Origin of the sequence: Streptomyces sp. NPDC021224 (genome assembly GCF_044332905.1) — a bacterium.
Taxonomy (GTDB): domain Bacteria; phylum Actinomycetota; class Actinomycetes; order Streptomycetales; family Streptomycetaceae; genus Actinacidiphila.
The window spans coordinates 129,563-142,409 of sequence record NZ_JBIRPW010000009.1 but is presented as its reverse complement, the minus strand read 5'-3'; the positions used below and the strand labels follow the sequence as shown (position 1 = coordinate 142,409).

Annotated in this window: 8 protein-coding genes and 1 pseudogene; 1 reads left to right on the top strand and 8 read right to left on the bottom strand. The window is 73.7% G+C overall.

Translation table 11 applies throughout. The annotated features are described in order from the left end of the window. Positions 1-43: 43 nt before the first annotated feature. The gene (locus tag ACH4PY_RS23565) at positions 44-1,231 is read right to left on the bottom strand and encodes a molybdopterin-dependent oxidoreductase (RefSeq protein ID WP_398186197.1); all 1,188 of its coding nucleotides are present in this window, start codon (positions 1,229-1,231) and stop codon (positions 44-46) included. Between the two features lie 6 nt (positions 1,232-1,237). Between ACH4PY_RS23565 and ACH4PY_RS23560 the strand changes: the two are divergent. Beyond that, a pseudogene (locus tag ACH4PY_RS23560) lies at positions 1,238-2,560 on the top strand (glycosyltransferase 87 family protein); the annotation flags it as partial. A 196-nt stretch (positions 2,561-2,756) separates the two neighbouring features. On the opposite strand, the gene ACH4PY_RS23555 reads toward ACH4PY_RS23560, so the two are convergent. The 7 genes from ACH4PY_RS23555 to ACH4PY_RS23525 all read right to left on the bottom strand — a co-directional run bounded on the left by ACH4PY_RS23555 (position 2,757) and on the right by ACH4PY_RS23525 (position 12,168). Further along, the gene (locus ACH4PY_RS23555; protein WP_398186194.1) at positions 2,757-3,356 is read right to left on the bottom strand and encodes a GTP-binding protein; all 600 of its coding nucleotides are present in this window, start codon (positions 3,354-3,356) and stop codon (positions 2,757-2,759) included. Continuing rightward, positions 3,337-3,711 (bottom strand): DUF742 domain-containing protein, encoded by a 375-nt coding sequence (locus ACH4PY_RS23550; protein ID WP_398186191.1) that lies wholly within the window; start codon positions 3,709-3,711, stop codon positions 3,337-3,339. Before ACH4PY_RS23550 ends, ACH4PY_RS23555 begins: the two co-directional genes overlap by 20 nt. Further along, on the bottom strand, positions 3,704-4,135 hold the full coding sequence (locus ACH4PY_RS23545; protein WP_031522778.1) for a roadblock/LC7 domain-containing protein: 432 nt from the start codon (positions 4,133-4,135) through the stop codon (positions 3,704-3,706). Before ACH4PY_RS23545 ends, ACH4PY_RS23550 begins: the two co-directional genes overlap by 8 nt. Then, positions 4,128-6,935 carry a nitrate- and nitrite sensing domain-containing protein gene (locus ACH4PY_RS23540; RefSeq protein WP_398186187.1) on the bottom strand — a complete coding sequence of 936 codons (2,808 nt, stop codon included), beginning with the start codon at positions 6,933-6,935 and terminating at the stop codon, positions 4,128-4,130. The genes ACH4PY_RS23545 and ACH4PY_RS23540 overlap by 8 nt, the downstream gene beginning before the upstream one ends. A gap of 376 nt (positions 6,936-7,311) precedes the next feature. Continuing rightward, positions 7,312-8,496 carry an FAD-dependent oxidoreductase gene (locus tag ACH4PY_RS23535; protein WP_398186184.1) on the bottom strand — a complete coding sequence of 395 codons (1,185 nt, stop codon included), beginning with the start codon at positions 8,494-8,496 and terminating at the stop codon, positions 7,312-7,314. Positions 8,497-8,674: 178 nt separating this feature from the next. Next, the gene (locus ACH4PY_RS23530; protein ID WP_398186180.1) at positions 8,675-10,213 is read right to left on the bottom strand and encodes an amino acid adenylation domain-containing protein; all 1,539 of its coding nucleotides are present in this window, start codon (positions 10,211-10,213) and stop codon (positions 8,675-8,677) included. Then, positions 10,210-12,168, bottom strand: a complete 1,959-nt coding sequence (locus ACH4PY_RS23525) for a beta-ketoacyl synthase N-terminal-like domain-containing protein (RefSeq protein WP_398186177.1) — start codon at positions 12,166-12,168, stop codon at positions 10,210-10,212. The genes ACH4PY_RS23530 and ACH4PY_RS23525 overlap by 4 nt, the downstream gene beginning before the upstream one ends. Between the last annotated feature and the right edge of the window lie 679 nt (positions 12,169-12,847).

The following is a 12,847-nucleotide window of genomic DNA, read 5'->3' as shown; positions in this document are numbered from 1 at the left end:
GGGGTTCGGGGCGCCGCCGTACGGCCGCGCCTGCGGCGGGAGTTCACCGGATCTCCAGGCGGGTGACCCATTTCGTCTGGAGGACGCCGGGGCGGTTCGGGGCGATGATGCGGGCCGGGTGGCCGTGGTCGGGGGTGAGGGCGGCGCCGTTCAGACGCAGGGCGAGGAGGGTCAGGGGGTCCCACGCGTATTCGGGGCCCATGTCCATGACCCGGTAGGCGCCGTGGCGTTCCAGGGAGACCACGCGTACCGCGGAGCCCGGCGGGGCGCCCGCGCGGTGCAGCAGGTCGCGCAGGCGGACGCCCTCCCAGTGGGCGTTCACGCTCCAGCCCTCGACGCAGGCGATGGGCAGGCGTGCCGCGGTCTGCGGGAGGGCGGCCAGTTCGGGCAGGGTCAGGCGCAGCGGCGCTGCGCCGCCCGTGACGTCGAGGTGCCAGTCGCGTACGGCGGCGGCCGTCACCCCGGCCGCCGCCGCGGTCCGGTTGACGGGCAGGTGCTGCGGACCGTGGTCCGGGTGGCGGGGGGCCAGCAGGTCCAGCCGGGCGAGCGGGGTGAAGGACTGGCCGGCGGTCGTCACCGTCACCGCGCCGACCGCCACGCCCAGCCCGGCCAGCAGCGCCCGGCGGTCGGGGCCGTCGCGCTCCTCGGCGGGCAGCGCCCGGGTTCCGGACGACCGGCGGGTCCAGTGCGCGGCGATCTGCGGCGCCTTCGCCGCGAGGTGCAGCAGCAGCGCGCCCACCAGGACGTACGCCACCGCGTAGTGCACGGGCACGAAGGAGAAGGGCCAGGGGTACCACTGGACGATGTTGAGCAGTCCGCTGAAGACCTCCAGCATCGCGGCGGCCACCAGGACGGCGACCGCGAGGCGTTCCAGCGCGTGCGGCACCGAGCGCACCGGGGGCCGGGCGAAGAGCCGCGGGTAGACCGTCCACAGCTTCGCGAGCAGCAGCGGGATCGCGGCGAGGCCGGACGCGATGTGCAGGCCCTGCGTGAGGCGGTAGCCCCACACGGGGCGGGTCGCGAAGCGGCCGGACATCCAGCCGGTCGGGTGCTGGAGGAAGTGGCTGACCAGGCCGGTCACGAAGCACACCAGCAGCGCGCCGCCGAGCCACCGGCCGATCGCGGTGGCCGTCCGCGGGTCGTGCAGCCGCCCGGAGAAGGCGGGCGGCGGGGCCTCGCGCAGCCGGGTGAGCAGGGTGCGCGGGTGCGGGTCTCCGGTCGTCGTCCTCATGCCGCCATGCAACCCCCGCACGGCGGCCCGTGGCCCGGACGGACACCTTACGAATCACGGACGCCCGCCGTCCCGCCGCAGACCCGGACCGACTCCTTACGAATCACGGACGGCCGCCGCCGTCCCCCGCGTTCGGCCTCCCCGCGGTGCCACGGTGATCAGGTGACCACCCCAGCCGACACCCCCCGCCCCCGCTCACGCCCCCGTCTCCGCGTCCTGCTCACCCTCCTCCCGCTCGCCGGGCTCTGCGCCGCCCTGGTCTGGACGCTGCGGGCCGGAGGGACCGGGTACGCCGCCGGGAGCACCCTTCTGACGTGGCGTTACACGGCCTGCTGGGGGCTGTTCTGCGGGGCCGCGGCGGGGTTGCGGGCCGTGCCGCGCCACCGCGTGGGGGCGCTCGTGGTCGCCGGGGGAGTGGCCGTCGCGCTCACCGGGCTGGTCGCGCCGCCGCGCACGAGCACGGACGTCTACCGCTACGCGTGGGACGGGCGGGTGCAGGCGGCCGGCATCTCGCCGTACGACCACGCGCCCGCCGACCCCGCGCTCGGCGCGCTGCGGGACGGCTGGCTCTTCCCGGCGCCGCAGGACTGCGGGCGGCGCGAGCTCGCCAAGCTGCCCGGCGGGGGCTGTACGCGGATCAACCGGCCGGGTGTGCACACGATCTACCCGCCCACCGCCGAGCTGTACTTCCTCGGGGTGCACGCCGTGTCCCCGCACGGTGTGCGGTACAAGGCGCTGCAGATCGGCGGCGCCGCCCTGTCGGTGGCGACCACGGTGCTGCTGCTGCGCGTCCTGCGGCGGCGCGGTGACCCGCGGTGGGCGGCGTACTGGGCGTGGTGCCCGGCGGTGCCGGTGGAGGCGGTGAACAACGCGCACGCCGACGTGCTCGCCGCCGCGCTGTCGGTCGCGGCGCTGGGTCTCGCGGTGCGCCGCCGCGGTGCGGGCGCGGCCGTGCTGGGCGCGGCGATCGCGGCGAAGCTGCTCCCGGCGGTGCTGCTGCCGGGAGCGCTGTCGGGGGTGCGGCGGTGGCGGGACGCGGCCCTGACGGTGGGGACGGCGGCGGGTGTGACGGCCGCGCTGTACGCGCCGTACCTGGCGGTGTCGCACTCCTCCGTGCTGGGCTACCTCGGCGGCTACGCGCAGGAGGAGGGCTACGACGACGCGGGCGCGGGCCACCGCTACGCGCTGCTGCGGCTGGTGCTGCCCGACGCGTGGGCGCTGCCCGCGGTCGCGCTGGTGACCGCGGGCGTGGCCGCGTACACCGTGCGCCGCGGGGACCCGGAGCGCCCGTGGCGCGGCGCGCTCACCGTCACCGGGACGGCGTTCCTGCTCATGACGCCCGGCTACGCCTGGTACGCGCTGCTGCTGGTCGCGCTCGTGGCGCTGGACGGGCGGTGGGAGTGGCTGGGCGTGGCCGTCGCGGGGGCGGCCGCGTACCTGCTGACGGGGCACTTCGCGGACACCTGCGGATACGCCTACGGGGCCGCCGCCGTGCTGGCGGCGGCCGGGGCCGCCGGACGCCGGGTCAGGCGCCGGGACCCTGCGCGGGAAGGCGAGCGGCGGCCTGGTCACGGGCCGCTTCCAGGACCGCGAGGAGCAGTTCCTTGCTGGAGGAGCGGTTCCGTACGTCGCACAGCACGACGGGCGTCGAAGGGTCCAGGTCCAACGCCGTCCGCACCTGTTCGCTGGAGCAGTCACGACGGCCGTTGAAGCAGTTGACGCCGATCGCGAAGGGGATGTCGCGCGACTCGAAGAAGTCGATCGCGGCGAACGACGCCTCGAGCCGCCGGGTGTCCGCGAGCACGACGGCCGCCAGCGCGCCGGTGGCCAGGTCGTCCCACATGAACCAGAAGCGGTCCTGCCCGGGGGTACCGAACAGGTAGAGGACCAGCTCGGGGGCGATGGTGATGCGCCCGAAGTCCATGGCGACGGTGGTCGAGACCTTGCCCTCGATGCCGGACAGGTCGTCCACGCCGAGGCTGACCGTCGTCATGCGTTCCTCGGTCTCCAGCGGAGGCACCTCGCTGACCGAGCCCACCAGGGTCGTCTTGCCGGCACCGAAGCCGCCCGCTATGAGGATCTTCAGTGCGGTCGGCATGACCGGTTCAGAGCCGACGGATAGCATTCATCACCTTTTCAATGATTTCCACGCTGGGTCGGTCCTCCTGCCCTGGCGGGGCCTGGACCAGGATGAGCGAGGCGTGCAGCAGATCCCCGCAGAGGATCTTCACCACGCTCACCGGCAGGTCGAGGTGCGCGGCGATCTCGGCTATCGCCACCGCGCGGTTGCGGCAGAGCTCCAGGATCTGAACCGACTCCGGTTCCAGGTGCCCCTGGCCCGGATCGTCCACATACCGCGCGGCGACCAGCGTGATCAGTGAGAAGTTGTGCCTACTGTGCCGGGTGCGTCCGCCGGTGATGGCATAAGGCCGCAGGTGGCGTCCCGTCTCCTCGTCGTCGTGCCACCGTGGCTCACGCATCCTGGACGAGACCGCCGGGCTGGCTCGGCACCCGAGGCGCAGCGCTCAGGTACTGGCCGACCTGCTTGACGAGCGTGCCCATCTCGAAGGCCATGACCCCGACGTCGACGCCCTCCGACGCGATCGCCGCCAGACGGGCGCCACGGCCCGCCGCGGTGACGAACAGGAAGGCCCGCTCCATCTGGATGACCGTCTGCTGCACCTCGCCGCCCTGGAAGTGGCGTGCCACCCCGCGGGCGAGGCTGTGCATGCCGGAGCCCACGGCCGACAGGTGCTCGGCGTCGTCCCGGCGCAGGTCCTTGGACTTCCCGATGAGCAGACCGTCCCCGGACAGCACGATGGCGCAGCGGATTTCCGGGACGCGGTCCACGAGCGTGTCGAGGAGCCAGTCCAGTTGAGGTCCGGGCTGCACGTGCTCAGTCATTGAAGTCTCCCTCCCATTGGCCGGCACCCGAATCCCATTGGTTGCCACCCGACCTCCACGAATCCTCCGGCGGCCTGGTCGCACCGCCCGGCTCGCTCGCCTCGGGCGTCCTCGCCCGTTGCAGTCCCTGCTGTATCGCGATCATCGCGCGCGCCGACGCCTCGGGGGAGATACCGCCCGGCTGGCCGTCACCGCCGCGCTGACCGCCGGCGGTGCCGGTGCCACCGCCGTTGCCCTCCATCTCCGTGGCCTCCCTGCGCAGTTGCTGCGCCAGGCTGGCCCCCCGGGTCCGGTGCGGCAGCACCGGCGGGGTCGTCAGATGACGGTTCGGGTCGCTGACTCCGCCCGGCGCGGCGGCCGGGGCCGCGGGCCGCCCGGGAGGCGGGGGAACCGGGCCGGTGCTCGGGCTCAGGCCCGCGCCCCGCCCGGCCGAGGCCGCTCCCATGGGGGTCGCCATCGGCGGCGCCGCGTACTCGCCGGGACGCGGCGGGCCCGCCGGGTAGCCGCCGCGGTCCTGGCCGCCGGGCACGTCGCCCCGCACGGCCGCGCCCCGGATCGTGTCCGGCCGCTGCGGCTGGGGCTGCGGCTGGGGCTCGGCCCGCCGCGGCTCGGGGCGGTAGGGCTGCTGGGGGTGCTCCTGGCCCGCGGACTGGCGGTGCGCCGGGTGCTCCTCGGGCGCGACCCAGCCGGTGGCCGCGGGGCCGGTGGCGGGGGTGCCGGCGGAGATGCCGGGCGCGGGGAACTCCGAGGTGGCGGGCAGCAGTCCGGCGCCGCCGTACTCGGGGAAGCCGCTGTGGTCCGGGATCCGGGTGTGGGTCAGCGGCGTGCCGTCGTCGGGCGCGCCCGCCGTCACCAGGTCCCGGGCCGCGGACGGGTCCGGTGCGCTCGCCGCGGCGCCGACCGCCGGGGCGGGCGCCTCGCGCCGCCCGGCGTCCATCGCCATCATGCCGCTCGCGCTGGCCGCCGACTTGAGCTGGTCCAGGACCGGCGAGTCCAGCTCCTCCAGCAGCGCGCTGGGCAGCAGGACGACGACCATCGTGCCGCCGTACACCGAGTCGCGCAGCTCGACCTTGATGCTGTGCCGCTCGGCGAGCCGGGCGACCACGAAGTGGCCGAGCCGGGGGTCCTCGCTGAGCGCGCGCATGTCGAGCTTGGGCGGGTGCGCCAGCAGCGCGTTGGCGTGGTCGATGACGTCCTGCGGCATGCCGAGGCCGTGGTCCTCGATGTGCACGACCAGGCCCTTGGCCACCTGCGTGGCGCTCACCGACACCTGGGTGTCCGGCGGGGAGAAGGCCGTACCGTTCTCGATCAGCTCGGCGAGCAGGTGGGTGACGTCGGCGACCGCGCGCCCGGCGAGGGCCATGGGCCGCTCGGCGGGCAGGTTCTTCACCCGGACCCTGGTGTACTGCTCGGTCTCGGCGACGGCGCTGCGCAGCACGTCGATGATGGAGACCGGGGTGGCCATCCGCCGGTTGGGCGGCGAACCGCTCAGGATCACCAGGCTCTCGGCGTGCCGCCGGACGCGGGTGGCGAGGTGGTCGACCGCGAAGATGTCCTTCAGCAGGTCGGAGTCCTCGTGCTTGCGCTCCAGGTCGTCCAGCAGCGAGATCAGCCGGTGGATGAGGCTCTGGGTACGGCGGATGAGCTGGCCGAAGACCTTCTCGCCGCCCTCCCGGCCGAGGGACTGGCGCAGCATGTGGTCGGCGGCGACCCGGCCCAGCCGGTCGATCGACGCGGCGAGCTTCTGCACCTCCTCGGCGGACGCGGGGCCCTGCGGGGGCTGCATGGCCGTCGGGTCGATGCGCTCGCCGGCCTCGATCCGCGCCATGAGCCGCGGCAGCCACTGCCGGGACAGCTCGTCGGCGTGCGTCTGGAGCACGGCCAGCCGCCGGGCCAGCATCTTGCGGTCGCGCAGCGACAGGTACGCGCCGCCGGCCAGCGCCGCGAGCGTGGCGAGCGAGCCGAGCAGCAGGCCCAGCAGGGCGTTGTCGGCCCGGTGCGAGGCGGCGTCGGACAGGTCGCTCAGCGCGTCGCTGCTCAGCGTCTGGAGGTTGCCGGTCACGGTGGTCGCGGCGGTGGGCCATGCGGAGACGGAGCCGGGCAGTGCGGTGCCCTGCGCGGCGGCGACGGCGTCCTCGATCTGGGTGAGCGAGGTGAAGCTGATGCTCTCGGTGATCCGCGTCCAGCTCGCGGCGGTGCCGGCGGGCAGGCCGGTCGCGTTCATGCCGGCGCGCAGGGCGCGCTGCACGGCGAGGGCGTCGGTGAACTGCTGGCGGGCGGCGGCGTCCAGCTTGCCGGTGGGGGCCGCGGCGGACAGCAGCGCGTCCTCGCGGGCGAGCATCTCGGCGATCTGCGCGACCGAGGCGGTGGGGGCCGCGCCGCGCGCGAACTCGCCGTCGTCACTGCGCAGCGAGGCGTTCAGCAGGCTGATGCCGTCGGACACCGTGCTGGTGAAGTACTGGAAGGCGTCGGTCGACGACAGGGTCTTGCCGTCGATCGAGTTGCGGCGCTCGGGCAGGAAGACCAGGGCGTCGTCGAGCGCCTTCGCGGACCCGCGGGTCGCGCTGTCGAGCGCGGAGGGTGACGACCGGCGGTAGTCCTGCACCGCCGCGTCGGTCCGGGTGCGCGCGTCGTCGAGGTCCTTGCGGGCCGCGTCGGTGTACCCGGCCTGCCAGATCGCTGTGAAGCGGCGCTCGGCCTGGAGCCGGGCGAGCACGGTCTGGGCGGGGCGGGCGACGGCGGACGTGCTGTCCGCCTCTGAGCTGAACTGGCTGTGCCCGTCGACGAGTCCGGTCGCCACATACCCCCACAGTCCGCACAGGCAGACGGCGGGTACGACCAGGGGCAGGGCGAACGAGAATCGCGAAGATCTACGCGGGGCGGACCGGTGACGCGTCAACCGGTCGCGGGAGCCTGGCATCTGATTCCTCGTACGGCAGCGGAGCGCTGGTGTTCTTCGGGGGGTTATGCAAGAAAAATGCCGATTCTTGTCGGCGCGGCAACTTGACTCACCGTCACCGAAGTGGGCTAACGCGGTGACCCTACCAGGATCATGGCGGAGCGTCAGCGTCTGCCTCTGGCAACTACCGGATGACCGGATCCGACCATCCGGATGTTCGAACAGGGCGGCAAAGCCCCGTGGCGCCCGCTATGAGCAGCCACAGGGGCCACACCCGTCACAGCAGTGACAGAAGTCTAGGCGTGTACAGCGCGCTCGCGGAGACGATTCCGGCGACCATGTCGAAGTAGATCGAGGTGAGTTCGGCGTCCGTCTGCACCGCCCGGAGCAGCGACATCCGCTGCTCGTGCGGTGTGAGCTGCGCGACCGCGAGCGTCGCCTCGTACCCGGGGGTGAGAGTTTCGTCACGCTCGGAGCCGAAGTCCCTGAGTGCGGCGTCGAGTTGGGCGGGGTCACCGGTGAGCTTTCCGGCCACGTGCCGGACCAGAGCCTCGGCCTGGAGGAAGGCGTCGCTGATGCCACGCGCGGTGATCGAGTCCTTGTGGTGCCCGGCGTCGCCCACCAGCGCCCAGCCGGGACCGGCCGCCTGCCGGAAGTAGTTCTGCTGGTCGCCGGTGCCGCGCAGCCGCTCGGCCGGCTCCCGGCCGCCGAGCCGCTCGTGCAGCGCGGGCGCGGTCCTGCGCACGTGCTCCCGGTAGTGCCGCAGTGCGTCGGTGCGCACCTCGGCGAAGCGCGGCTGCGGGAAATAGGCCAGCACGAGGGTGAGCCCGTGGTTGGTGGGCACCGCCGCCGTCCAGCTGCCCGGCGCCTCGTACAGCTCCAGATCGGCCGGCACGCCCTCGAAGTAGGTGTAGTAGGCGCAGGTGAGCAGCGGGTCGCAGGCGGTGAAGGGCGCCTCGACGAGCCGGGCGACCGTGGAGCGCATGCCGTCCGCGCCGATTACCAGCGGGGCGTGCTCGGCGAACGGCACCTCGCCGTACCGCCCCTGGACGCCGGTGACCCGGCCGGTGGCGTCCCGCAGCAGGCCCGTGACCCGGCAGTCCTCGCGCAGCTCGACGCCCGCCGCGACGGCCGCCCGCGCGAGGATCGCGTCCAGCACGTACCGGCGCGGGGCGTAACCGGCCCGCTGGCCCTCCACCCCGCGCGCGCAGCCCTCCAGGTGGATGTCGGCGATCTCGTAGACCACGTTCTCCAGCGGCGGGCAGCCCGTCGCGCGCACGTCGTCCAGCAGCCCCCAGCGGGCCAGCGCGGCGACCCCGGGCTGGTGCAGCAGATGGGTGGACAGGGTGTCGGTGCCGGTCTGCCCCTTGTCGAGCAGCAGCACCCGGTAGCCGGCGCGGGCCAGCAGCATGGCGGTGGGTGCGCCGGCACAGCGCGCGCCCACCACGATGGCGTCGAACATGGTGCCTCATCACAGACGTCGGAACGGGGGACATGGTCGTGCCCGTGCTCGGTCCGCCGACGGCACTGTCGGCGGACCCCTTCTTCCTACGGCTTCGCCGAGAAATCCTGACGGCTTCCTGACAACTTGTCGACGGCTCCTCCGCGGGGTCCCGGCGGGCGCCCGCGCCGCCGCCCGCTCAGCCGGTACGCGCCAGCACCGCGCCCAGCGCCCGGCGGTCGATCTTGCCGTTGGTGTTGAGCGGCAGGCTGTCCAGCACCGATATCCGGCGCGGCAGCATGTAGGGCGGCAGCTGGCCGGTGAGCCCGGCGAACAGCGCGTCGGAGCCGAGCCCCGCGCCCGTGACGGCCGCGTGCAACTCCGGCTCGCCGTCCTCGGTGGGCAGCGCCAGCACCACGGCCTCGCGCACCCCGGGCTGCCGCCGCAGCACCTCCTCCACCTCGCCCAGCTCGATCCGGTGGCCGCGGACCTTCACCTGGTGGTCGATCCGGCCCAGGTGGACCAGCACCCCGTCCTGCACGGCGACCCGGTCGCCGGTGCGGTACCAGTGCCGGCCGGTCAGCTCGCCCCCGGTGAAGGGCTCCTGGTCGGGCGTCAGGAAGCGCCCGGCGTTGTTGCCCGGATCCTGGTATCCGGGGAAGCGCAGGTCGCCGCGGACGCACAGCTCGCCGCTGTCGGCGGGCGAGCCGTCCTCGTCGAGCAGCACGAAGTCCAGGTCGCGGTGGATCGTCCCGATCGGCGCGGTGCCGTTCGGGGTCCGCGGCCAGTCGGCGGGGTCGGCGGGAAGCTCGTAGGAGGTGCAGGAGATGGTCAGCTCGGTCGGCCCGTACAGCACCTCGATACGGCTCGCCGGGGCCGCCGCCTTCCACTCGCGGGCGGCCGCCAGCGGCAGCGCCTCGCCGCCGAAGACGCTCCACCGCAGCGTCGGCATGCTGCCGGGGCCGAGCGTGCCCAGCCGGGAGGCGAAGGTGATGAGCGAGGGCACCGAGAACCAGTGCGTGAGCCGCAGGTTGTTGACCGTGCGCGCGGGCGACAGCAGTTGCCCGCGGGCGGGCACCACGAGGGTGCCGCCGTCCTGCCAGGCCACGAACAGGTCGTGCACGGAGCCGTCGAAGGTCAGCTCGAAGGTCTGCGAGAGCCGGCTGCCCGGCCCGATGCCGTACCGCCCGGCGAAGCGGTCGAGGTAGCGGGCGATGTTGCGGTGCAGGATCGGCACGCCCTTGGGCGCGCCCGTCGAGCCCGACGTGTAGATGAGGTACGCCACGTCCTCCGGCCCGGCGGGCAGCGCGGGCAGGTCCGGGGCCGGCTCCTTGGCCAGCACCTCCAGCTCGCCGGGACCGATCCGGGTCACCGGCACCCCGGGGTCGGTGCCGTCCGCCGACGGGTCGGCCACCACCACGTCCAGCTCCGCGGCGGTCGCGATCTGCCCCGTGCGCGCCTGCGGGTGCTCCGGGTTGAGCGGGACGACGGTCGCGCCCAGCCGCAGCGCGGCCAGGTAGCCGGCGTAGGCGGTCACCGAGCGGCCCGCCAGCAGCCCGACCCGGCGCGGGGCGGTGCCCCCGGCGTGCGCGACCAGATGGGCGGCGAGCCCCTCGGCCAGGTCGCGCAGTTCCCCGTAGCTCAGCCGGTCCTCGCCCACCTCCAGGGCGGTGACGTCGTATCCGTGCTCCGCCGCGGAGCGGGCGAAGCGGTCGTACGCGGTGTGTTCGCCGGTCATCTGGCGCCGGCCTCCAGCCCGCGGGTCCACTGCCGCAGCTCGCCGACGGTACGCAGGCGGCCGAACTCGTCCGGGTCCACCTCCTGGCTGGAGCGTTTGGACAGCTCCACCAGGATGCGCAGCCGGGCGAGCGAGTCGATGCCGATCTCGTTGAGCGTCGAGCCGTCGTCGAAGACGGTTCTGGCGTGCTCGCGCAGCATCCACGCCGCCAGGTCGTTGCTGCCGCCGCCGCTCTCGGCGGCCTGCTGCTCGCCGGGCCAGTAGCGCTGGGTCTGCCACGGGTAGTGGGGGAGCGGGACGAAGTGGCCCGGCGCGCCGAACACCGCCTCCCAGTCCAGCTCCTCGCCCCAGCGGTAGCGCTCGGCGAGTCCGGACAGCGGCTGGCCGCCCAGGCCCGGCAGCCCGGACAGCGCGGCCGTCATCTGCTCGTGGGTCGAGCCGACGACCGCCATCCGGTGCTCCAGGTGCTGGCGGCGGGTGGCCGCGCTGAAGCAGATGTCGCGCAGCGCGTACCGTGAGCCCTCGCCCCAGGGCGCGAGGTAGTCGGCGTAGGAGCGGGCGAGGGCGGTGAGCGCCTCGGGGCTACGCGCGGAGAGCACCAGAAGGTAGGGCGCACCGGGCATCGGCTCGGCCGCCGCCGGGGCGCCGGCGGGCTGCATCTGGCGCAGCACCACATGGGCGTTGAGCGCCGAGGAGCCCTGCCCGGAGACGCCGGCGACGGCCGGGCGGCCGCGGTCGGGCAGCTCGCGCAGCGAGACCGGCACCTCCAGCGGCAGTCCGGCCCAGTCGACCCGCGGGTTCGGGGTGCTCATGTTGAGGCTCGCGGGCACCTGCCCGTGCTCCAGGCACAGCACCGCCTTGATGAGCCCGGCCAGGCCGCCGGCCGCCTCGGCGTGCCCGATGTTGGTCTTGAGCGAGCCGACCAGCAGCGGCCGTTCGGCGGGCCGCCCCTCGCCGAGCACCTGGCCCAGCGCGGTCAGCTCCAGCGGGTCGAGGGCGGGCGAGCCGGAGCCGTGCGCCTCGACGAAGTCGACGTCGCAGGGGGCGATCCCGGCGTCCTCGTAGGCCCAGCGCAGCACCGACTGCTGGCCCTCCAGCGAGGGGTTGAGGACGCTGTCGCTGGTCCGGCCGTCGTTGCCGACCGCGCTGCCGCTGATGACGGCGCGGATCCGGTCACCGTCGGCGAGCGCGTCGCCCAGCCGCTTCAGGACGACCACGGCGACGGCGTCGCTGGGCGCGTGGCCGTCCGCGGCGGCGTCACCGAACTTGCTGCGCCCGTCCCCTGACATGGCGCCGGCCTGGCTCATCACCAGGCCCTCGTCGGGGCGCAGCGTGAGGTTGACGGCGGCGGCGACCGCGAGCGGGGTCTCGCCCGCCCGCAGGCTCTGCACCGCCTGGTGCACGGCCACCAGCGCGGAGGAGCACGCGGTGTCCACCACGACGCTCGGGCCGCGGAAGTCGAAGACGTAACTGAGCCGGGCGGGCAGCAGCGATCGGAAGTTGTGGAGCTGGGCGGCGGTGGCGGCCTGCGGGCCCTGGCGCAGCGCGTTCTCCAGGAAGTCCGCGCGGGCGTTGCCGACGAAGACGCCCGTCCGGGAACCGGCGAGCAGGTCGGGGCGCTGGCCGGCGTCCTCCAGCGCCTCGTAGGTGGTCATGAGCAACAGGCGCTGCTGCGGGTCGAGTTCGACGGCCTCGGTGGTGGACATGGTGAAGAAACCGGCATCGAAGTCGGCGACGTCGCCGAGATATCCGGCCCGGCGGCTGGCGAGCCGTCCGGGCCGCGGAGCCGCCGAGTGCAGTGTGTCGACGTCATAGCGATCGGGAGGCGTCTCGCCGGTGGCGTCCACCTCGTTGCGCAGCAGTGTCCACAGTGCGTCCGTCCCCGTGGCACCCGGGAGGCGGCAGGACATACCGATCACTGCCACGGACCGCGCGTCCACGTCCGACCTGATCATGGGGAAACTCCTTCAATGCTTCGCCACCATCTGTGTGGGGTGGCGGAGTTGACCTTGCCTTATGGCCTCGGAGCGACTGAACGCGGGCTTACCGCCGTCGGACGGCGGTGACATCGCCGTCCGTCGTCCGGTGTAAGGCCCAGGCGCGCGGTGCGGAGTCCGGGGGGACATCGCGTATGTCCGGCTGGCCGAAAAGGTCCTGACCCTGTCTCCGACGCGAGGCCCACAGCTCGGACCACACCTGCCCCACCCCACCGTGCCCTTTCTAGCTGGAAATCGGACATATGGCTCGCGACGGCCTGTGGCGACAGCCGCCTCAGTCCACCCCCGTCGGCGGGTCCGGAACACTGCCTTCCAGCCCCGCCGGTGCGCGGTCACCGCATGATTGTCGTACGTAGCCTCGCATCTGCTCGGTTGTCGCTCAAGGAATGGCGGGAAGTGATCGGCGAAGGTTGAAACCAGGAAGTGTTTGGACAGACTCCCGAGTTGGGCATATGCGCCCGGCCGGTGCTCCGGGGCATGGTCACCCGAACGGCAGGATCCGGTCACTGTGGGTGCCCGGCTCGATCGACTGGGGCACGTGATGCGGACAATATCGGAAGGGGTGATCCGTCGGCGCGGCTCTTCTGATTTGATCTGGTGCCATGGATCCCTTGTCCTCCGATCAGGCCCGACTCGC